Annotated in this window: 20 protein-coding genes and 2 tRNA genes; 6 read left to right on the top strand and 16 right to left on the bottom strand. The window is 73.5% G+C overall.

Annotation, left to right across the window (positions count from 1 at the left end; translation table 11 throughout):
- Window positions 1–86 precede the first annotated feature (86 nt).
- The 3 genes from ACH4B3_RS09440 to pgsA are packed head-to-tail and all read right to left on the bottom strand — an operon-like array spanning window position 87 to window position 2,892.
- Window positions 87–1,301, bottom strand: coding sequence for a glycosyltransferase family 4 protein (locus ACH4B3_RS09440; protein ID WP_398462150.1), 1,215 nt, complete (start codon window positions 1,299–1,301; stop codon window positions 87–89).
- Window positions 1,298–2,230 carry a phosphatidylinositol mannoside acyltransferase gene (locus ACH4B3_RS09435; RefSeq protein WP_398462149.1) on the bottom strand — a complete coding sequence of 311 codons (933 nt, stop codon included), beginning with the start codon at window positions 2,228–2,230 and terminating at the stop codon, window positions 1,298–1,300. Before ACH4B3_RS09435 ends, ACH4B3_RS09440 begins: the two co-directional genes overlap by 4 nt.
- Complete coding sequence (pgsA, locus tag ACH4B3_RS09430; protein ID WP_398462148.1) at window positions 2,227–2,892, bottom strand: phosphatidylinositol phosphate synthase; 666 nt, start codon at window positions 2,890–2,892, stop codon at window positions 2,227–2,229. The genes ACH4B3_RS09435 and pgsA overlap by 4 nt, the downstream gene beginning before the upstream one ends.
- A 183-nt stretch (window positions 2,893–3,075) precedes the next feature.
- Between pgsA and ACH4B3_RS09425 the strand changes: the two genes are divergently transcribed.
- Window positions 3,076–5,283, top strand: coding sequence for an elongation factor G-like protein EF-G2 (locus ACH4B3_RS09425; protein WP_398462147.1), 2,208 nt, complete (start codon window positions 3,076–3,078; stop codon window positions 5,281–5,283).
- 115 nt (window positions 5,284–5,398) lie between these two features.
- Window positions 5,399–7,051 (top strand): hypothetical protein, encoded by a 1,653-nt coding sequence (locus ACH4B3_RS09420; RefSeq protein WP_398462146.1) that lies wholly within the window; start codon window positions 5,399–5,401, stop codon window positions 7,049–7,051.
- 88 nt (window positions 7,052–7,139) lie between these two features.
- Here the strand turns inward: ACH4B3_RS09420 and ACH4B3_RS09415 are convergent, their stop codons facing one another.
- The 4 genes from ACH4B3_RS09415 to ACH4B3_RS09400 form a co-directional block, all read right to left on the bottom strand.
- Window positions 7,140–7,700 (bottom strand): HIT family protein, encoded by a 561-nt coding sequence (locus ACH4B3_RS09415; RefSeq protein ID WP_398462145.1) that lies wholly within the window; start codon window positions 7,698–7,700, stop codon window positions 7,140–7,142.
- A 105-nt stretch (window positions 7,701–7,805) separates the two neighbouring features.
- Window positions 7,806–9,785 carry a threonine--tRNA ligase gene (thrS, locus tag ACH4B3_RS09410; RefSeq protein ID WP_398462144.1) on the bottom strand — a complete coding sequence of 660 codons (1,980 nt, stop codon included), beginning with the start codon at window positions 9,783–9,785 and terminating at the stop codon, window positions 7,806–7,808.
- Between the two features lie 119 nt (window positions 9,786–9,904).
- Window positions 9,905–11,158 carry a hypothetical protein gene (locus tag ACH4B3_RS09405; RefSeq protein ID WP_398462143.1) on the bottom strand — a complete coding sequence of 418 codons (1,254 nt, stop codon included), beginning with the start codon at window positions 11,156–11,158 and terminating at the stop codon, window positions 9,905–9,907.
- A complete protein-coding gene (locus tag ACH4B3_RS09400) occupies window positions 11,158–11,727 on the bottom strand; it encodes a DUF4365 domain-containing protein (RefSeq protein ID WP_398462142.1) in 570 nt (189 codons plus the stop codon). The genes ACH4B3_RS09405 and ACH4B3_RS09400 overlap by 1 nt, the downstream gene beginning before the upstream one ends.
- A gap of 206 nt (window positions 11,728–11,933) precedes the next feature.
- On the opposite strand from ACH4B3_RS09400, the gene ACH4B3_RS09395 reads away from it, so the two are divergent.
- A complete protein-coding gene (locus ACH4B3_RS09395; RefSeq protein WP_398462141.1) occupies window positions 11,934–12,659 on the top strand; it encodes a 3'-5' exonuclease in 726 nt (241 codons plus the stop codon).
- 99 nt (window positions 12,660–12,758) lie between these two features.
- Here ACH4B3_RS09395 and ACH4B3_RS09390 read toward each other — a convergent pair.
- The 4 genes from ACH4B3_RS09390 to ACH4B3_RS09375 all read right to left on the bottom strand — a co-directional run bounded on the left by ACH4B3_RS09390 (window position 12,759) and on the right by ACH4B3_RS09375 (window position 14,032).
- Window positions 12,759–12,830, bottom strand: a tRNA-Val gene (locus ACH4B3_RS09390).
- A gap of 64 nt (window positions 12,831–12,894) precedes the next feature.
- Entirely contained in the window at window positions 12,895–13,362 is a 468-nt protein-coding gene (locus ACH4B3_RS09385) for an SRPBCC family protein (RefSeq protein ID WP_398462140.1), read from the bottom strand.
- A 79-nt stretch (window positions 13,363–13,441) separates the two neighbouring features.
- Window positions 13,442–13,513, bottom strand: a tRNA-Val gene (locus ACH4B3_RS09380).
- A gap of 63 nt (window positions 13,514–13,576) precedes the next feature.
- Window positions 13,577–14,032 (bottom strand): TIGR02611 family protein, encoded by a 456-nt coding sequence (locus ACH4B3_RS09375; protein WP_398462139.1) that lies wholly within the window; start codon window positions 14,030–14,032, stop codon window positions 13,577–13,579.
- A 189-nt stretch (window positions 14,033–14,221) separates the two neighbouring features.
- On the opposite strand from ACH4B3_RS09375, the gene ACH4B3_RS09370 reads away from it, so the two are divergent.
- Together ACH4B3_RS09370 and ACH4B3_RS09365 are read left to right on the top strand one after the other, a co-directional pair.
- Complete coding sequence (locus tag ACH4B3_RS09370; RefSeq protein WP_003959770.1) at window positions 14,222–14,635, top strand: SsgA family sporulation/cell division regulator; 414 nt, start codon at window positions 14,222–14,224, stop codon at window positions 14,633–14,635.
- A 207-nt stretch (window positions 14,636–14,842) separates the two neighbouring features.
- On the top strand, window positions 14,843–15,400 hold the full coding sequence (locus ACH4B3_RS09365) for a CGNR zinc finger domain-containing protein (RefSeq protein ID WP_398462138.1): 558 nt from the start codon (window positions 14,843–14,845) through the stop codon (window positions 15,398–15,400).
- 94 nt (window positions 15,401–15,494) lie between these two features.
- Here ACH4B3_RS09365 and ACH4B3_RS09360 read toward each other — a convergent pair whose 3' ends face one another.
- Window positions 15,495–15,665 (bottom strand): hypothetical protein, encoded by a 171-nt coding sequence (locus ACH4B3_RS09360; protein ID WP_398462137.1) that lies wholly within the window; start codon window positions 15,663–15,665, stop codon window positions 15,495–15,497.
- A gap of 81 nt (window positions 15,666–15,746) precedes the next feature.
- Window positions 15,747–16,199: a hypothetical protein gene (locus ACH4B3_RS09355; RefSeq protein ID WP_398462136.1), complete on the bottom strand. Its 453-nt coding sequence runs from the start codon at window positions 16,197–16,199 to the stop codon at window positions 15,747–15,749.
- 221 nt (window positions 16,200–16,420) lie between these two features.
- Between ACH4B3_RS09355 and ACH4B3_RS09350 the strand changes: the two genes are divergently transcribed.
- Window positions 16,421–16,948 carry a DsbA family protein gene (locus tag ACH4B3_RS09350; protein ID WP_398462135.1) on the top strand — a complete coding sequence of 176 codons (528 nt, stop codon included), beginning with the start codon at window positions 16,421–16,423 and terminating at the stop codon, window positions 16,946–16,948.
- An 86-nt stretch (window positions 16,949–17,034) separates the two neighbouring features.
- On the opposite strand, the gene ACH4B3_RS09345 is transcribed toward ACH4B3_RS09350, so the two are convergent.
- From ACH4B3_RS09345 to ACH4B3_RS09335, 3 genes are all read right to left on the bottom strand, one after another.
- Entirely contained in the window at window positions 17,035–17,871 is an 837-nt protein-coding gene (locus ACH4B3_RS09345; RefSeq protein ID WP_398462134.1) for a GNAT family N-acetyltransferase, read from the bottom strand.
- A gap of 178 nt (window positions 17,872–18,049) precedes the next feature.
- Window positions 18,050–18,874 (bottom strand): aminotransferase class IV, encoded by an 825-nt coding sequence (locus ACH4B3_RS09340; protein WP_398462133.1) that lies wholly within the window; start codon window positions 18,872–18,874, stop codon window positions 18,050–18,052.
- Window positions 18,871–20,004 (bottom strand): chorismate-binding protein, encoded by a 1,134-nt coding sequence (locus ACH4B3_RS09335; protein WP_398462132.1) that lies wholly within the window; start codon window positions 20,002–20,004, stop codon window positions 18,871–18,873. Before ACH4B3_RS09335 ends, ACH4B3_RS09340 begins: the two co-directional genes overlap by 4 nt.
- Between the last annotated feature and the right edge of the window lie 69 nt (window positions 20,005–20,073).

Here is a 20,073-nt window from a genome sequence, read left to right as displayed (position 1 = left end):
CCCGCCCGCACCCTGCCCGGGCCCCCGCACCCCCCGGTTCCGCGGGACCCGCCGGGCCGGGGGCGGCGCGCCCGGCGGCCGGGCCGCTACTCGCGGGCCGTCCCCCACCGGCCGCGGAACCGGGCCCGCTCGTCGGCGGCGACCGAGGCGGCGCCGGCCGTGACCGTCTCGTACACCGCGAGGATGTCCGCCCCGACCGTGGACCAGTCGAACCGGCGCACATGGCGGCGGCCGCGTTCGCTCAGCTCGGCCCGGCGGGCCGGGTCGCCGAGCAGCCGGAGCACCGCGCCCGCCAGCGCGTCGGCGTCCTCGTTGGGGAAGAGCTCGCCCGCCGCTCCCCCGTCCAGCACCTGCGCGAACGCGTCCAGATCGCTGGCGAGGACCGGCGCGCCGGCCGACATGGCCTCGACGAGGATGATGCCGAAGCTCTCCCCGCCGGTGTTGGGGGCGACGTAGAGGTCCACGCTGCGCAGCAGCCGCGCCTTGTCCTCGTCGCTGACCATGCCGAGGAACTCCACCCGGTCGCGCATCTGCGGCGGCAGTCCGGCCACCGCCTCCTGCTGGTCACCGCGGCCGGCCACCAGCAGCCGGGTGTCCGGGCGCTCGGCCAGGATCCGCGGCAGCGCGCGCATCAGCACCGGCAGCCCCTTGCGCGGTTCGTCGATGCGCCCCATGAACCCCAGCACGGGCCCGGTCCGCGGCCCGGTGGGGGAATCCACCGGGCCGTCCGGCGCCGCCGCCCGGGACCGCCATTCCGCCCGCGGCTCGGCCCGGGCGAAGAAGTCGACGTCCACCCCGTTGGGGATGACCACCGCGTCCCCGCCCAGATGCTCGACGAGCGTCCGCCGCGCGTACTCGCTCACCGCGATCCGGGCGCTGATCTTCTCCAGGGCGGGCTGCAGGATCGGATACGCGGCGATCATGGCGCGGGACCGCGGGTTGGAGGTGTGGAAGGTGGCCACGATCGGCCCCTGCGCCGCCCAGCAGGAGAGCAGGCCCAGCGACGGCGAGGCGGGCTCGTGGATGTGGATGACGTCGAACGCGCCGTCGTGCAGCCAGCGCCGGACCCGCGCGGCCGACAGGAAGCCGAAGTTCAGCCGGGCCACCGAACCGTTGTAGGGCACCGGCACCGCACGGCCGGCCGAGACCACGTACGGCGGCAGCGGGGTCTCGTCGTCCGCGGGCGCCAGCACCGACACCTCGTGGCCGCTGCGGACCAGGTGCTCGGCCAGGTCCCGGATGTGGAACTGCACACCGCCGGGCACGTCCCAGGAGTACGGACAGACGATCCCGATCCTCACCGCCGCTCCCCCTCCCGGCCGGCCGACCCGCGCGGCGCGGCGGGCGGGTCCAGGTCCGCCAGCCACAGCCGCTGGAGCATGTGCCAGTCCTGCGGGTGCGCGGCGATGCCGGAGGCGAAGGCGTCGGCCAGCTCCTGGGTCATGGCGGCCGCCTGCTCGGCGCGGGTGCCGCCGGAGGGCACCTCGACCGGCGGGTGGACCCGCCCGCGCATCACCGGGGTCCCGTCGTACCAGAGGGTGACCGGCAGCAGCAGCGCCCCGGTCTGGGCGGCGAGCCGGGCCGGGCCGGCGGGCATCTTGGCCGCCTCGCCGAAGAACTTCACCTCCACGCCGGAGGCCGACAGGTCCCGGTCGGCGACCAGGCAGACCAGGCCGCCCGCGCGCAGCCGCCGGGCCAGGGTGCCGAAGGCGCTGCCCCCGGTGTGCGGCAGCACCTCCATGCCCAGGCCCTCGCGGTAGGCGACGAAGCGGTCGTACAGCGATTCCGGCTTGAGCCGCTCGGCGACGGTGGTGAACGGCACGCCCAGCTTGGTGGTCACCCAGGCGCCGGCCAGGTCGTAGTTGCCCATGTGCGGCAGTGCCAGCACCACGCCCCGGCCCGCGGCCAGGCCGTCCACCAGGTGGTGCACGTCGGCCGGGTCGAACCCGTCCCGGATGCGCTGCTCGCTCCACGCGGGCAGCCGGAACGACTCCATCCAGTACCGCAGGTAGGAGCGCATGCCCTCGCGGGAGAGCCGGGCCAGCTGCTGCGCCGAGGCTTCCGGCACCACCCGGGCCAGATTGGCCTCCAGGCGCCGCACGCCCTGGCCGCGCCGCTGCCACGTACGGTCCGCGATCTGCCGCCCGAGGCGCACGGCGACCGGCTCCGGGAGCTTCTTCACCGCGCCCCAGCCCAGCCCGTACAGCGCGTCGGTCAGCCGTTCCTTCACCGCGTCTCGCCCCCCTGGACCGCCGGTTCGGCCGCGTCCGCCTCGGCGGCCTCCCGGCGCACGGTGACCATCCGCTGCACCAGGGTGACGAAGCTGCCCACCGCGACGATCCACAGGGCGATCGGGAGCAGGATGTCGATGTGCGGCACCCCGAACTTGTGCAGACCGGAGAATCCGCAGGCCACCAGGGAGATGACCAGCCGCTCCGCCCGTTCCACCAGCCCGTTGACGTTCACCGGCAGCCCGATGCTCTCGCCGCGCGCCTTGGTGTACGACACCACCTGCCCGCTGGCCAGGCAGAAGATGGCCACCGCGCAGAGCGCCTGGTCGTCGCCGCCGCCCGCGTACCACAGCGCCAGACCGCCGAAGATGGCTCCGTCCGCGACCCGGTCCAGGGTGGAGTCCAGGAAGGCGCCGAACCGGCTGGACCGGCCGAGCTGGCGCGCCATGTTCCCGTCGACCAGGTCGGAGAAGACGAAGAGCGTGATGGTGACCGTCCCCCAGAAGAACTCGCCCTGGGGGTAGAAGACCAGCGCACCCGCGACCACACCACCGGTTCCGGCGAGGGTCACCGCGTCCGGGCTGACACCGAGACGGATGAGCAGGGCGGCGAACGGTGTGAGAACACGCGTGAAGAAAGCACGCGCGTACTTGTTCAGCATGGCCTTCCCGAAGGGTCGAAACGGGCCGGGTGGTCAAGAGGCCACCGGCTGGCCCATCGTAGTCACGCGCATGGAGCGCCGAGTGAACGCATCACGATACGCCCGGGTGTGCGACATATGGACGGCTGATGACGTCGGTGGAAAGCTCGAAGTACCGCACGTGTCGACCGGGAGGCGAGGCACATGGGCGTCAGGACGAACACGCACCCCGGGGCCGCCGGAGGTGCACCGGTGGCCGACCAGCCCGGTTCCGTACGGAACGTGGTGCTGGTCGGCCACAGCGGTTCCGGGAAGACCACGCTGGTGGAAGCGCTTGCCCAGGCCACCGGCGCGGTGAACCGGGCGGGCCGGGTGGAGGACGGCACCACCCTGTCCGACCACGACGAGATCGAGCACCGGCAGCATCGCTCGGTCCAGCTGTCCCTGGTCCCGGTGGAGTGGGGCGGCATCAAGATCAACCTGTTGGACACCCCGGGCTACGCCGACTTCGTCGGGGAACTCCGGGCCGGTCTGCGGGCGGCGGACGCGGCCCTCTTCGTCGTCTCCGCGGTCCAGGAGGCGGACGGCATCGCCGGTCCGACCCGCATGGTGTGGGAGGAGTGCGCCGCCGTCGGGATGCCGCGGGCCCTGGTGGTGACCCATCTGGAAGCGGCCCGGGCGGGCTTCGAGGAGATGACCGAGATCTGCCGGGAGGCGTTCGGCGGCGACGATCCGGACGCCGTACTGCCGCTCTACCTGCCGCTGCGCGGCGCTCCGGGCGCGGACGGGCACGCCCCGGTGACCGGTCTGATCGGGCTGCTGACGCAGCGCGTCTTCGACTACGCGTCGGGGGAACGCGCCGAGTCCCCGCCGACCGCGGACCACGAGCCGCTGCTCGCCACCGCGCGCGGCCGGCTCATCGAGGGGATCATCGCCGAGAGCGAGGACGAGACGCTCATGGACCGCTATCTGGGCGGCGCCGAGATCGATCTGAAGACCCTGGTCGAGGACTTGGAGAAGGCCGTGGCCCGCGGCACCTTCCACCCGGTGCTCGCCGCGGCGCCCGCCACCGACGGGGCGAAGCAGGGCCTGGGCACCGTGGAGCTGCTGGAGCTGATCACCGGCGGCTTCCCCACCCCGCTGGAACGGCCGGCGCCCGAGGTCACCACCCCCGGGGGCGCCCCGTGCCCGCCGCTGTCCTGCGACCCGCGGGGGCCGCTGGCCGCCGAGGTGGTGAAGACCTCCTCGGACCCGTACGTCGGCCGGATGTCCCTGGTGCGGGTGTTCTCCGGCACGCTCCGCCCGGACGAGACCGTCCACGTCTCCGGCCACGGGCTGGAGGACCGCGGCCACGAGGACCACGACGTGGACGAACGGGTCGGCGCGATCACCGCCCCGTTCGGCAAGCAGCAGCGCACCGTGCCGCAGGCCGTCGCCGGAGACCTGGCCTGCGTGGCCAAGCTCGGCCGGGCCGAGACCGGCGACACCCTCTCCGCGAAGGACCGGCCGCTGCTGATGGAGCCGTGGGCGATGCCCGACCCGCTGCTGCCGGTCGCCATCCGGGCGCACGGCAAGCCGGACGAGGACAAGCTGTCGCAGGGGCTGGCGCGGTTGGTCGCCGAGGACCCCACGATGCGTCTGGAGCAGAACCCGGACACCGGCCAGGTGGTGCTCTGGTGCCTGGGCGAGGCGCACCGGGACGTGGCGCTGGAGCGGCTGCGCTCCCGGTACGGCGTCCAGGTCGACACCGTGCCGTACCGGGTGGCGCTCCGCGAGACGTTCGCGGACCGGGCCGGCGGGCGCGGCCGGCACGTGAAGCAGTCCGGCGGCCACGGCCAGTTCGCGATCTGCGAGATCGAGGTGGAACCCCTACCGAACGGTTCCGGCGTCGAGTTCGTGGACGAGGTCGTCGGCGGCGCGGTGCCCCGGCAGTTCATCCCCTCGGTGGAGAAGGGGATCCGCGCCCAGGCCGCCCGCGGCGTCGCCACCGGGCACCCGCTGGTGGACGTGCGGGTGACCCTGCTGGACGGCAAGGCGCACTCGGTGGACTCCTCCGACGCGGCCTTCCAGACCGCCGGCGCCCTCGCCCTGCGGGAGGCCGCCGCCGGGGCCCGCATCCATCTGCTGGAACCGGTCGCCGAGGTGCGGGTGTCGGTCTCCGACGACTACGTGGGCGCGGTGCTGAGCGACCTGTCGGGACGGCGCGGCCGGGTGGTGGGCACCGAGCAGTCCGGCGGCGGGATCACCCTGGTCCGCGCCGAGGTACCGGAGGTCGAGATCAGCAGGTACGCGATCGACCTGCGCTCGCTGTCGCACGGCACCGGGCGGTTCGACCGCCGCTACGCCCGTCATGAACCGATGCCGCAGGCGGTCGCCGACCGGGTGGCCGCACAGCCGGGGCACCCCGGCTGACCTCGTGGGCCGCCCGGGCCGGAGGTCCGGGCGGGCTCCGATGCCCCGGCGACAGCCGGGGCCCTGCACGGATACCCTGGAGCCCGCAGCTCAAGAGCGCGCGGTATTGGGGGCGTTGGTGACGGACGGATTCGACTTCAGTCCCGGGGCACAGGTCCCACTCTCCGGAGCGGCTGGGCAGACGGCGGCGACCCAGGCGCTGGCCTCGGCCGCCTACCGGGACAGCCCGGTGGCCAAACTGCTGGACGCCAACTCCGAATGGACGGTGTCGGAGGTCAAGGCACCCCGCTTCTCCCTGTTCGAGCCCAACCTCGGGGAGGCGTTCGCCCGGGCCGTGCAGGTGCGGATGCTGGGCGGCGCACGGGGCCAGCTGATCCAGTCCTTCGGCATAGAACCCCAGACGGTGGTCGAGCACTGCTTGGCGGCCAACCGGATCCGCAAGCAGCGCGACACCCGGCTCACCGGTCTGATGGTGGTCTTCGGGCTGCTGTTCCTGCCGGGAGTGCTGCTGTGGCTCGGCGCCTTCCAGCTGCGCCGGACGATGGCGGGCTCCCAGGACAAGCGGATCGGCGCGGCCGGCACCGCGGCGATGGTGGTCCTCGCCGGACTCGCCGTCCTCTTCATGCTCAAGCTGCCGTTCACCGGCTTCTGGGGCATCTACCTGCGGGCGATGCTGGTGGCCCCGGTGATCGGCTGGTGGCTGGCGAAGCGGATCTGCGAACGCACCGCGGAGGACCTGCGGGAGCGCTGGAGCGGTCTGCTGTCCGGCGGCGGGGTCGGCGCCAAGGTGCCCGAGGCGGTGCCCAGCGCGCCCGGCGGCGCCGCGGAGCAGCTCCGCAAGGGGCTGGAGAAGCTCACCGCGGAGCAGTACAGCAACGTCGTCTTCTACGCGGGCGGCAAGGGGATACTCGGCATGGGCACCCGGTGGGGCAGCTGGCACCTCGCCGAGGACCTGGTGCCGGCCGACTCCGGCACCGGCATCCACCCGTTCCGCAGCTGGGACGTCATAAAGGGGATCCACGACCAGCTGCGGCTGTTGGAGCGCGGCACCCTGCACACCGGGGGGTTCCCCACCCCGTCGGTGCGGCACTGGGTGGTCTCCCCGATCGGCGAGAACGCCTCCTCGGTGGCGCGCGGCGGCACCACGGAGGAGGAGGGGTTCCAGATAAAGGGCGTGGAGCTGCAGCGCATCTGCGACCAGCAGCAGTTCGGCGCCGGTGACCGGCACTACCTGGGTGTGCAGTTCGTGCTCTGGGACGGCCAGCTGGTGATCACCATGCTCACCACCGTGACGTACCTCCACAACACGCTGCGGATCGAGGTGACCGGGCACGCGCTCGGCCCGGTGCATCCGCTGTTCACCACCAAGCCGTCGGCGCCGTCCAAGACGGTCAGCAAGACGGTCAGGTTCTGGGAGACCAAGTCCGTGCCGCTGCCGCTGGTGGACGCCAAGGAGGTGGTGCGGCTGGCCGCGCGGGCCCCGTTCACCTGGTATCCGCCGCTGCTGGACTACCTCGGCGGCAAGCTGAGCCTGCCCGAGCCCTTCGGCCTGCGGCACGCCTGGGCGGACAAGCCGTGGCGGCACCGCTTCATGGCCGACGACGCGCTGCGCGCGGCGACCCCGGTGCTGCGGGTGGTCCACGAGGCGGCGATCCGGGTGCTCAAGGACAACGGGGTGGACACCCAGCGGTTCGGCAACCGCGCACTGGCGCTCAGCGGCCAGGTGCAGGACGCGACGCCGAAGAAGGCGGACGAGTACAGCGCGTAGCCGCCGTCGCGCGGGAGACGCCGGGAGAGACGCGGGAGGGGGGCCGGGAGACATCCCGGCCCCCCTCCCGCGTCGCGGTACGGCCGACCTAGACCTGCGGCCAGGCGCCGGCGAGCATCCGCCGGGTGTCGGCGAGCAGTTGCGGCAGCACCCTGGTGTGGCCGACGACCGGCAGGAAGTTGGTGTCGCCGCCCCAGCGGGGCACCACGTGCTGGTGCAGGTGTGCGGCGATCCCGGCGCCCGCCACGCTGCCCTGGTTCATGCCCAGGTTGAAACCGTGCGCGCCGGAGGCGGTACGCAGCGCGACCATGGCGGCCTTGGTGAACTCCGCCAGCTCCATCGTCTCGTGGGAGTCCAGCTCGGTGTAGTCGGCGACGTGCCGGAACGGCACGACCATGAGGTGGCCACCGTTGTACGGGTACAGGTTGAGCACCGCGTAGACGTGCGAGCCGCGGGCGATGATCAGCCCGTCCTCATCCGACTTCTCCGGGATGGTGCAGAACGGGCAGCCGTCCCCCGCGCCCGGGCCGGTGGGCTTGTTCTCGCCTTGGATGTACGCCATCCGATGCGGGGTCCACAGGCGCTGGAACGCGTCCGGCGTCCCTACTCCGATCTGCTGCTCCGGCTCACTCGTCATGCGGGCCAGCATATGGCGTACGGGCGGCGGAAAGGGCCCCGGGGCAGTGCCCGGGGCCCTGGTCCCGCGTGCGCGCGGACGACGGAAGCCGACCGTCCGCGCTCCCGCGGGCCTGTGTCACACCTGGATGCGACGCTCCACCGCGTCGACGATCTCGGCGAGCGCCTCGTCGCGGGGGATCCCGTTCTTCTGCGAGCCGTCGCGGTAGCGGAAGGACACCGCTCCGTTGGCCACGTCCTCGTCACCCACGATGATCATGAACGGCACCTTGGACTTCTGGGCGTTCCTGATCTTCTTCTGCATCCGGTCCGAGGAGGCGTCGACCTCCATCCGCAGCCCCTTGGCCTTGGCCTGGGCCGCGAACTCCTTCAGATACGGCACGTGCGCGTCGCCGATCGGGATGCCGACCGCCTGGACCGGGGCCAGCCACGCCGGGAAGGCGCCCGCGTAGTGCTCCAGCAGCACCGCGAAGAACCGCTCGATGGAGCCGAACAGCGCCCGGTGGATCATCACCGGCTGCTGCCGGGAGCCGTCCGCCGCGGTGTACTCCAGGTTGAACCGCTTGGGCTGCTGGAAGTCCACCTGGATCGTGGACATCTGCCAGGTACGGCCGATCGCGTCCTTCGCCTGCACGGAGATCTTCGGACCGTAGTAGGCGGCGCCGCCCGGGTCCATGACCAGCTCCAGGCCCTGCTTCTCGGCGGCCTTGCGCAGCTCCTCGGTGGCTTCCTCCCACTCCTCCGGCTCGCCCACGAACTTCGGGGAGTCGTCGCGGGTGGACAGCTCCAGGTAGAAGTCGCTCAGACCGTAGTCGCGCAGCAGGTTCAGGACGAAGGTGAGCAGGTTGTCCAGCTCGTCCGCCATCTGCTCCTTGGTGCAGTAGATGTGCGAGTCGTCCTGGGTGAACCCGCGGGCCCGGGTCATGCCGTGCACCACGCCGGACTTCTCGTAGCGGTAGACGGTGCCGAACTCGAAGAGCCGCAGCGGCAGTTCACGGTAGGACCGCCCGCGCGCCCTGAAGATCAGGTTGTGCATCGGGCAGTTCATGGCCTTGAGGTAGTAGTCCTGCCCCTCGAACTCCATGGGCGGGAACATCGACTCCGCGTAGTGCGGCAGGTGCCCCGAGGTCTCGAAGAGGTTGGCCTTGGAGATGTGCGGGGTGTTGACGAACTCGTAGTCCGACTCCTCGTGGCGCCTGCGCGAGTAGTCCTCCATGACCCGGCGGATCACCCCGCCCTTGGGGTGGAAGACCGCCAGGCCCGAGCCCAGCTCCTCCGGGATGGAGAACAGGTCCAGCTCGGCCCCGAGCTTGCGGTGGTCGCGCTTCTCCGCCTCGGCGAGGAACTCCAGGTGCGCCTTGAGCTCGTCCTTCGACGGCCAGGCGGTGCCGTAGATGCGCTGCAGCATCGGGTTCTTCTCGCTGCCGCGCCAGTACGCGCCGGCGCTGCGCATCAGCTTGAAGGCCGGGATCGCCCGGGTGCTGGGCAGGTGCGGGCCGCGGCACAGGTCCTTCCAGCACAGCTCGCCGGTCTTGGCGTCGAGGTTGTCGTAGATGGTGAGCTCACCGGCGCCGACCTCGGCGGACGCGCCCTCGGCGGCCTCCGCGGCGGAGCCCTTGAGCCCGATCAGCTCCAGCTTGTACGGCTCGTCGGCCAGTTCCTCGCGGGCGGCCTCGTCGGTCACCGCGCGGCGGGCGAACTTCTGGCCGCGCTTCTGGATCTCCTGCATCTTCTTCTCGATGCGCTTGAGATCGTCGGGCTGGAACGGGGTCTCGACGTCGAAGTCGTAGTAGAAGCCGTCCCGGATCGGCGGGCCGATGCCCAGCTTGGCCTCCGGGAACAGCTCCTGCACGGCCTGCGCCATCACGTGCGCGGTGGAGTGCCGCAGGATGTCGAGGCCGTCCGGGCTGGTGATGTCGACCGGCTCGATCTCGTCACCGTCGGCCGGCTGGTACGCCAGGTCCTTCAGCTGCCCGGCCACGCGCGCGGCGACGACCGAGCGCTCGCCCTGGAACAGATCCGCCGCCGTGGTGCCCGTGGTCACCACGCGCTCTTCCCGCTCGGAATCGCGTTGGATGATCACACGGACGTCTGACACCGGTCTCTCCTGACTCATGGATGCGTCGCAGCGGACACTGCGCACCGTGAATCGTACCGAGCCGCGGGGGCTGACGGCGAAACGCGTTCCGCGGGGCCGCGGTGGCCCCGGCACGGTGGTCAGTCTCCCCCGGCCCGGGCCGGCCCCCGCCCGGGGACGGCCCCGCCGGGGCCGGCGTCCGGGTCGTCGGGACACGCCTCGCGGAAGAGGTCCTGGTTCTCCCGGAGCGCCTTGACCAGCCGGTCCCGCTCCGCCTCGTCCACCTGGACCGGGGTGACCCCGCTCGCCCCGGTCAGGCGGCGGAACCCGCCCCGGCTCTCCAGCCGTCCGGACACCCGGACCGGCAGCCCGGCCAGGTGCGCGTGTCCGGCGACGCGGTAGTCCGCCTCGTCCAGGACGATCCGCACGGTGGCCACATCGGCGCCGGCCAGGACCCGCAGCCGGACCGTGCCGGGGCCGCCGGGCGCCGCGCGGCGCAGCCGGACCACGGCCCCGGTGACGCGTACCGGCACGGACGGCTCGTCGGTCGCGTAGCGGGCCCCGGCCTGGCGCAGCGCGGGCAGGTCACCGGGCGAGAACTCCACCGGCCCCGGGTGCGCGGTGAAGCCGTGCGGCGGCCCGGCCGCCGGGGACCAGGCGATCTCCACCCGGGCCCCCTCGGTGCCCCTGACCAGGGCCACCAGCGCCTCGGTGAGCTCCCGGCTCACCCCGGCCCGCACCGCGGTGTCGAAGGCCGCCATGTCCCCGGTGGCCCGCCGGAAGTCCACCGCGTCCCGGGCGGCGTACAGCGCGCGCAGCAGGGTGGTGGTGCCGTCCCGGCCGCGCTCGACGGGGACGAACACGGTCAGCGCGCGTCCGGCGGGAGCGGCGGCCCCGGCGGGTCCGATGAGGACCCCGTCCAGCACCGCCTCGGCGGCGTGGCGGTGCCGGGCGCCGTGGTACCCGGCCTGTTCCCGGGTGGCCAGGGCGCCCGCCAGCAGCATCGAGCGGGCGGCGGCGCGCAGCCGTTCCTGCTCGGCCCAGGAGGCCCCCGCGCCGTCCGCGGGCCCGGGGACATCGCGCCACCAGCGGATCTCGTCGCTGGGCACCGCGAGTCCGAGGAGCACCTCCCGGGCGGTGGGGGCGCTGCTGCGGGCCAGCGCGGTGAGTGCCTCGGCGAGCAGGTCGACGCTGTCCGGGAAGTCCCGGCTCTCCGGCACCAGCAGACTGGTGCCGCCGGCGGACGGGCCGGGCGGGGTCCAGCGGCCGTAGCGGCCGGGCGCTCCGCCGCGCCGCCGCCAGCCGTGCCGGCTCAGCAGCGCCCCGAGCACACCGGGGTCGACCGCCTCGGGCGGCGGGAGGGCCGGGGCCCCGTCGTCGGTCGGCAGGTCCATCAGGGTCTCCCTCCCGCCCCGACCCGGGTCATGATCTCGCAGAGCGCCCGGTCGTCGAAGACGCGCGAGGTGGGGATCCGCACGGTGGTCCGGCGGCGCCCGGTGACCGGGTGCCCCGCCAGGTTGGCCCAGTAGCAGCAGTGCCGCAGCGCGAGCCGGTCGTGGCCGGCCCGCAGCCAGTCCTCCCGGCTCCGGGGCACGATCATCACCACCAGGATCTTGTGCACCGAGACCGGGCTGCGGGCGAGCTTGACCAGGTGGTCGTTGTCGAGGCTGAAACCGAAGGTGGGGCCCGGCGGTTGCGGGGCCAGCTGGTAGGTCGCCTTCAGCTGCACCTTGATGGTCACCTCGTCGTCCACCAGGTGGCCGCGCGCGGCGTGGCTGAGGTGCCAGTCGATGCCGTTGTCCGGGAAGGGCTGGGCCAGTGAGCAGCCGGCCGCGGCCGCGACCGCGTGCAGATAGCCCACCTGCAGGGTCTCCATGCAGGCGGTGGTGGCGAGCCGGCCGCGTTGCGGGCCGGCCGGTGGGTCGGCGACGGGTCTGACCGGGTCGGGCTGCGCGAGCGCCATGTCCCCAGGGCCTTCCGGGTGTTGCGGGTCCGGTCGGTGACCGACCGGCCGAGTGCCGCTTCCGTACACCGGTGTTGTCTCCGCGGCGGATGGCGCGCAAACGATGCCGGACCGGGACGGTTCGATTCTGGCGCTCCTCGGGTATCACCTGCTCGGGCGGGGTTCGTCAGGTGCCATCCGGCAAGCGAGCACGAGGAGTTGGGGCCATGCCGTGCTGGTTCGAGGGGCCACTCGCCGCCTTCGACACGGAGACGACCGGGGTCGATGTGGAGAACGACCGGATCGTGTCCGCCGCCCTGGTCGTCCAGCGGATGCCCGGCGGGGTGCCGGAGGTGCTCCGCTGGCTGGTGAGCCCGGGGGTCCCGGTGCCCGAGGCGGCGACCGCGATACACGGGCTGACCGAGTCCCATCTGCAGCGCCACGGGCGGTGGCCGGCGCCGGTGATGGAGGAGGTGGCGCGGGGGCTGGCCGAGCAGTGGGGGCGCGGCACCCCGCTGGTGGTGATGAACGCCCCCTTCGATCTGACGTTGCTGGACCGGGAGTTGAAGCGGCATCGCAACTCCGGGCTGTACGCCTATCTGTCGGCCGGGTCGCTGTGCGTGCTGGACCCGCGGGTGCTGGACAAGCACCTGGACCGCTACCGCAAGGGCCGCCGGACCCTGACGGATCTGTGCGCGCACTACGGGGTGGAGCTCACCGGCGCGCACGACGCGGCCGCCGACGCGGTGGCGGCGCTGGAGGTGGTGCGGGCGATCGGCCGCCGGTTCGCGTCCCGGCTTGAGGGGCAGACGGCGGCGGAGCTGCACACCCGGCAGGCCGTCTGGTACGCGGCGCAGGCGCGCGGCCTGCAGGCGTGGTTCGCGCGGAACGGGTCGGAGGAGGTCTGCGATCCGGCGTGGCCGCTGCGCCCGGCGGTACGTGCGGCGGCCTGACGGACGAGCCGCCCGCTCGCCGGCGGCGAACCGGCGGTGAAACCGGGGCGGACACGGCGAAGGCCGGACCGCCTGTCCGGCGGCCCGGCCTTCTCGGGGTGGGCGATACTGGGTTCGAACCAGTGACCTCTTCGGTGTGAACGAAGCGCTCTCCCACTGAGCTAATCGCCCCGGTGTCCGGCCGGTTTCTCCCCGGCGGAACGTCCTGAACAATACAGGTCGCGGCGGCATTCGTTCAAACCGCGTTCCGGCGACCGCCACCGGCCGCCAGCCGGGCCCGCAGTCCGTGCCGTCCGCGGCGCATCATCAGGGCGTGGTTGGCGCGGAAGAAGGGGCGGCCGGGGACGGCGAGCCGGCGCAGCAGCGGCTTGCGCACCACCACCTGCTGTTCGAAGTAGGCGCGGGTGCCGGAGCCGCGCGGGGTCACGATCCACCGCGCCCAGCCCCGCAGATCGCCGCCGAGTTCGACCTGGAGCACCCGGGCCACCGGGTCCTGCCGCTCCTCGCGGGCGGTCACCGTCAGGTCGTACGGGATGAGGGAGCGGATGCGGGCGGTGCCGCCGTGGTCGTCGGTTCGGGTGGCCGCGCGCACCTGCGGCCACCACCGCGGGTACTCCTCCCCCACCGCGAGCACCGCGTAGACGGCGTCCGGCGGGGCGCCGATGTCCCAGTGGGTCCGGAAGCGGTAGTGGCACCAGTCCATGAGGGGGAGTCTGCGCCGCGGCGGGGGCGCGGAAACGCCGAGGGCCCGGAGGTGTGAACCTCCGGGCCCTCGGTCCGGGTGGGCGATACTGGGTTCGAACCAGTGACCTCTTCGGTGTGAACGAAGCGCTCTCCCACTGAGCTAATCGCCCGGGCGCAGGCCCAACATTAGCGCATGTCAGGCCGTGCCTTTGACCAGCCGGGTGCGGCCGGGATCACTCCTCGATCTTCCAGGGCATCACGATGCCGAACTTCCAGACGTACACCGCCACCGCGGCGGCGCAGATCACCAGCGCGATCGTGGTCAGGATCAGGTTCCGCTTGCGGACGCGCGGGTCGAGCGCCCGCTGGGCCGCCTCCGTCACCTTCCGCTTGGTCCAGCGCAGCACCAGCTGCGCCCAGACGAACTCGGTGGCCCAGATCGCCATGCCACCGAAGATCACGACCCAGCCCGGGCCGGGCAGCGGCAGCATGATGATGCCGACCACGACGACCACGAGACCCACGATGAAGACCCCGACCTGCCAGCTCCTGTGCAGGGCCCGGGACCTCTGGATGAACTGCGGCGCCTTGGAGCCGAGCACCGGCTCCGCTGTCGCGCCGTCCCCCGTCACGGCAGTGGCGCCCGTCGCCTTCGCGACCCCCTGCCGACCGTCACTCTCCGCATTCATGTATCCAAACTACCCGATGCGGCCGAGTCACCGGAACGGCGGTACGAGGCGGTCGGCGACTGGGCCGCCCGGGGTACCGGAAGACCCACAAAACGGGCAGAGGGGTTTACAACGGCACCGTAGGTGGCATGTCGATTTCGCCGACGTGCGAATCCCCGAGCGCACACTGAGCGAAAGGCCCTGGCGCTTATGAACACCACGGTCAGCTGCGAGCTGCACCTGCGCCTCGTTGTATCGAGCGAGTCCTCACTGCCTGTACCCGCGGGCCTGCGGTATGACACGGCCGATCCCTATGCCGTGCACGCCACCTTCCACACCGGAGCCGAGGAGACGGTCGAGTGGGTGTTCGCCCGCGACCTTCTCGCGGAGGGCCTGCACCGGCCCACGGGCACCGGCGACGTCCGTGTCTGGCCGTCTCGCAGCCACGGTCAGGGCGTCGTCTGCATCGCCCTCAGCTCCCCGGAAGGCGAGGCACTCCTCGAGGCCCCGGCGCGGGCCCTGGAATCGTTCCTCAAGCGAACCGACGCCGCCGTGCCACCCGGCACCGAGCACCGCCACTTCGACCTCGACACGGAGCTCTCCCACATCCTGGCGGAGAGCTGAGGGGGCCCGGGGTGAGCTGACAGCCGCCGTCCGACTCGGGGAGACGGCGGACCAGGAGCAGGAAACGCACAGCACGGACGACGGTGCCGTCGCCGCGGATACCCGCGGCGACGGCACCGTCACGTGCGGAGCCGCTAGAGTCGGCCAGATCGAAGGGCACTCGCTGAGCAGCCATCGCCGACCAGGCCCGGCCAGGGGGACCAACCCGTGCTGATCAACCACGACACCCGGTGCGCACTCGACGCCGTCGTCGATCTGGTGAACACCGCACCGCAGGGCGAGGACCGCGACGACCTCACCGACGTCGCCGACCTGCACCGCTTCGTCGAGCGCAACGACATCAGCGACGTGGGGACGCTCGGCGCGCGCGATCTGGCGGCCGTCCGGGCGGTGCGCGAGAAGTTCACCGCGGTGTTCTCCTCACCGGACACCAGAAGCACCGCCGAGCTGCTCAACGCGATGGTCGCCGCCGCCGGGACCACGCCCCGGCTGACCGACCACGACGGCTACGACTGGCACGTCCACTACTTCGCGCCGGGGGCCTCGGTCGCCGACCACCTCGCCGCGGACGGCGGGATGGCGCTGGCCTTCCTGGTCGTGGCGGGCGAACGGGAACGGCTGCGGCGGTGCGAGGCACCGGACTGCGGGCGGGCCTTCGTGGACCTGTCACGCAACCGCTCGCGGCGCTACTGCGACAGCCGGACCTGCGGGAACCGGCTGCACGTCGCCGCCTACCGGGCACGCCGCCGGGAGGCCGCGGAGTAACCCGCCGGCCCCGGCGCCACCGCCGGGGCCGCAGCCCGCACCGCCCGGTGGCGGTGGGGCACCGGGTCACCACCGGTGGCGGCCGGGCACCCGGTCACCACCGGTAGAGGTCGTGCACGGCGGCGAGCAGCAGCAGCGTGCCGATCACGGTCAGGAAGAGCATCAGCGGCGGCTGGGAGAGCGCGAAGAGACAGCCCCGCCGCTCCTGGCTCGGCGGGACGGGGGGTCGCTGGACAGGGGGCGGTTCCCCCGGGTTGTGCACCATCTCGCGGCAGATCATCGCCCAGGTGCCCGCCCACCCGCGACCAACGCACCTCTTTCGGGCGGTTGTTCGCGGTATCCGGGGTCAGATGCCGTGCTTCTTGAGAATCGCCTCGATGTCGGAGAACTCGTCGTCGCCGGAGCCCGTCCGGGACCCGGTCCGCTTCCGGCCTCCGGCGGCCCCCGTCCCCTCCCGGTCCTTGCCCCCGCCCGGGGAACGCGCCGGCCGGATCTGCGGCGCGGCCCGCCCGGATACCTGCCCGGCCGGGCCCTGCGGGCCGGCGCGCCGGCGCTCCACCGTCCGGCTGACCGTGAACAGCAGCCAGGACAGCCCCAGCACCACGAAGCCCAGCCAGACCCCGGGGTCGAACACCAGGTCGTTGATCCAGTCCAGGATTCCGGTCATCGCCAGGCCGACCGGGATCAGCGCGTAGGCGGCGATCCGCGTCGCGGCGAGGAAGCGCCTGCGGTACGCGGTCAGCAGGGCGATCGCCAGGCCGCCCGCGGAGAGCGCGACGCACACGGTGTCGGTCAGCATCGGGATCCTCCTGCCGGTGGGGGCTGTCGCCCTTCCATCCTGCACCTCCGCCGCGGCCCGGGGCCACGGTCCGGCAGCGCCTCAGGGACATCTCGGGGACGTTCTCCTCCTCAGGTGCCGGCCCGGGCCGCCGCGGACGCGGCCCGGACCGGCCCGCCGCGGCCCGCCGGGAAGCCCGGTCCGGGTGCCCGGGGCGCCGCCCGGGCTGGGAGACTGGCGCCATGAGCGACACCGATGACCCGCAGCCGCAGCCCGTCGTCCTGGACGTGTGGTGCGAGCTGCAGTGCCCCGACTGCCGCACCGCGCTGGACGACCTGCACGCGCTGCGCTCCCGCTTCGCCGACGCGCTGGAGATCCGGCTGCGGCACTTCCCGCTGGAGCGGCACCGGCACGCCCACGCCGCCGCCCAGGCCGCCGAGGAGGCGGTCGCGCAGGGCCGTGGCTGGCCGTACGTCGAGGCGGTGCTGGACCGGGTGGCGGAGCTCGCCGAGCGCGGCGAGGAGCTGCTGGTGGAGGTGGCCCGGGAACAGGGGCTGGACGCCGAGGAGATGGACACCGCGCTGATCGACGGCCGGCACATCCTGATCGTCGACGCCGACCAGGCGGAGGGCAAGGCGCTCGGGGTGACGGGCACCCCGACCTACGTCATCGGCGGGGAACGGCTGGACGGCGGCAAGAGCCAAGAGGGCCTGCGGGAGCGGATCGAGGAGATCGCCGGCCGGCTCATCGGGGAGCGGACCGGCGGCTGAGCCCTGCCGTCGCGCGCCCGGCCGGGCGGCGCCCCTCGCCGGACCCGGCACCCGGGAGCCCGGTCGCGTCCGCGGCCGGGCTCCGGTCAGACCAGGTACTTGAAGAGGTTGCGCTGGGTGATCCGGTAGCCGAGCGATTCGTACAGCCGCACCGCCGGGGTGTTGTCCGCGAAGACGTGCAGGCCCAGGGTGCGGGCGCCCGCCGCCAGGCTCTCGCGTTCGGCGACCAGCATCAGCGAGCGGCCGTGGCCGCGGCCCCGGTGCTCCTCGGCGACCTCGACGGCGAAGACGTAGGCGTCCCCGCCGCCGGACGGCACGTTCCGCTGCGAGATCCAGACGGTGCCCACGTCGGTGCCCTGGTGCGCCAGGATCCGCAGCCGCACGCCGGGGGTGCCGGGGCCGTCGGGCAGCAGCGACCGGTAGTCGCGGTCGACCCGGGCGGTGACCTGGTCCTCCGGGACGCCGGTCCGGGTCACGGTGGCGATGAACTGCGCCCGCTCCCGGGCGAACCAGGCCGGGTACTCCCCTTCGCTCATCGGACGGGCCCGGGCCCCCTCGGGCAGGTCCGGGGCGGCGCCCAGGTCCTTGATCATGTTGCGGCTGCGTTCCCGGTAGCCGAGGGTGCCGGCGAGCGCCCACGCGGCGGCGGCGTCCGCGGGGACCGCGATCTCGACCCGCTCGCAGCCCCAGCCGCGCAGCACCTCCTCGGCGGCCAGGGCGGCCACCGTGGCCCGCCCCCGGCGCCGGTCCCCCGGGTCGATGCCGAGCCCGCTGATCCGGCCGGCCCTGGGGCCGAAGCGGGGGTGGGTGCCCAGTTCGATGCGGCCGACCGGCCGGCTGTTGACGCAGACGTCGTACCAGCGGGAACGGGAGCCGTCCGGGGAGGTCCGCTCGGCCTCGACGGGCCGCAGGGTGGTGGTCATCCTCGTGTTGTACCGGCCCGGCGGCCGCCCCGTCACCCGGAATTCCGTTCGGCTCCGCGCGGTTCCGGCCACGCACCCCGCACCGGGCGGGCCCGGGTCCCGCGGTGGCCGCCGGGACGGGTCCGGACGGCCCACCGGGCGCGGCCGGAGCCGGGCCGGCGGGCCCGTGCCGTGGGTGTCAGACGGGGTCGGGCTCCGCGGCCGACCGCTCGGCGAAGATCCGCATGGCCTTGGCCGTCACCGGGCCGGGCGCGCCCGCCACGGTGCGTCCGTCGACCCGCGACACGGCCTGCACATCACGCAGTGTGGAGGTCAGGAAGATCTCCTCCGCCCGCTCCAGCACGTCGAACGGCAGATCCGTCTCCCGGGCCCCGGCCCAGTCGGCCACCAGGGCGCGGGTGACGCCGGCCAGGCAGCCGGAGGAGACCGGCGGGGTGTGCAGTTCCCCGTCGAGGACCACGAAGACGTTGGAGCCGGTGCCCTCGCACAGCCGCCCCGTGGTGTTGGCGAACAGCGCCTCGGAGGCGTCCTGCCGGTGTGCCCGGGACAGGGCCAGCACGTTCTCCGCGTAGGAGGTGGTCTTCAGCCCGGCCAGTGCCCCCCGCTCGTTCCGCGTCCAGGGCACGGTGATCACGGAGGTGGTGTCCGGCCGCACGCCGACCTCGCCGACCGCGACCACCAGGGTCGGGCCGGTGGTGCCGCGGTCCGAGCCGAGCGGGGAGAGGCCGCCGGTGTAGGTGATCCGCAGCCTCCCCCGGGGCATCGGGTTCGCCTCCAGCACCGCGGCACAGGCCCGCCGCACCTCGTCCAGGTCCGGCTCGGGCAGTCCCAGACCCCGGGCGGAGCGCGCCAGGCGCTCCAGGTGGCGGGTGAGCGCGAAGAGCCTGCCGTGCTCCGCCTTGAGCGTCTCGAAGACGCCGTCGCCGACCGTCAGCCCGTGGTCGAAGACGGACACGCGCGCGGCGTCCTCGTCGCGCAGCGCCCCGTCGAGCCAGATCGTCACCGTGCAGTTCCTCCCTCGAGCCGATGTTCCGTACCCGACGCTATCGCGAGCAGCCGGGCCGCCTTGAGTTCGGTTTCCTCCCACTCGCGCTCCGGGTCCGAACCCCAGGTGATCCCGGCGCCGGAGCCGAAGCGCAGCACCGCGCCGGCCGGGCTCCCGGCCTCGCCGGGCGCGCGGTCGATCCAGAAGGTGCGGATGCCGACGGCCAGCTCGCCGCTCCCGCGGTCCGCGTCCACCCAGCCGATCCCACCGCAGTACGGGCCGCGCGGCGCGGTCTCCAGCTCCTCGATGATCCGCAGCGCGCTGGACTTGGGGGCCCCGGTCACCGAGCCGGGCGGGAAGGTCGCCGCGAACAGCTCCGCCCAGCCGGCGCCCTCGGCCAGCTCGCCGCGCACGGTGGACACCAGGTGCACCAGTCCGGGGTGCGGCTCGACCGCGCAGAGCGCCGGAACGGTCACCGAACCGGGGGCGCAGACCCGGCCCAGGTCGTTGCGGACCAGGTCCACGATCATCACGTTCTCGGTGCGGTCCTTCTCCAGCAGGCCCTCCGGCGTGCGGGCGGTGCCCTTGATCGGGCCGGACTCCACCGAGCGGCCGGTGCGCCGCAGATAGAGCTCGGGTGAGGCGGTGGCGACCTCCACACCGTGCGCGGGCAGCCGCACGGTGCCGGCGTAGGGGGCGGGGTTGCCCCGGGCCAGCAGCGCGGTGAGCGCGTCGACGTCGGCGCGCGCCGGCTCCGGCAGCGGCGCGGACAGCACCCGGCAGAGATTGGCCTGGTAGACGTCGCCGGCCGCGATGTACTCGCGGATCCGCCGGACGCCCGCGACGTACCCGGCCCGGTCCAGCGAGGAGGTCCAGTCGGCGGCGGCCGGGCCGCGCCAGGCCCCGGGCACCGGATCGGGCACCGGCGCGTTGCGCACGTCGCCGAACCGGGCGCAGACGACGCCGCCCTCGAAGTCCGCGACCACCGCCCAGAAGCCGCTGGAATCCAGGGCCGCGGGGTCGCGGGTGACCTCGCGCAGATCGGTGGCGAGCAGCCCGCCGAAGCGGGCCATCGGGGCCTGCGCACCGCGTGACCACCGGGTCACGGAGGCCGGCGACGGGGGCGACTCAAGGGGCAGGTCGTACACGGCTGCGAGTCTATGGCGGCTTCCCCGAGGCTGCCCCCGACGGGTGAAGCGGAGGTGAGCGGCGGGCGA

This window comes from Streptomyces sp. NPDC018031, from assembly GCF_044327625.1.
Lineage (GTDB): Bacteria > Actinomycetota > Actinomycetes > Streptomycetales > Streptomycetaceae > Streptomyces.
This window is presented reverse-complemented; position numbering and strand designations above follow the sequence as displayed.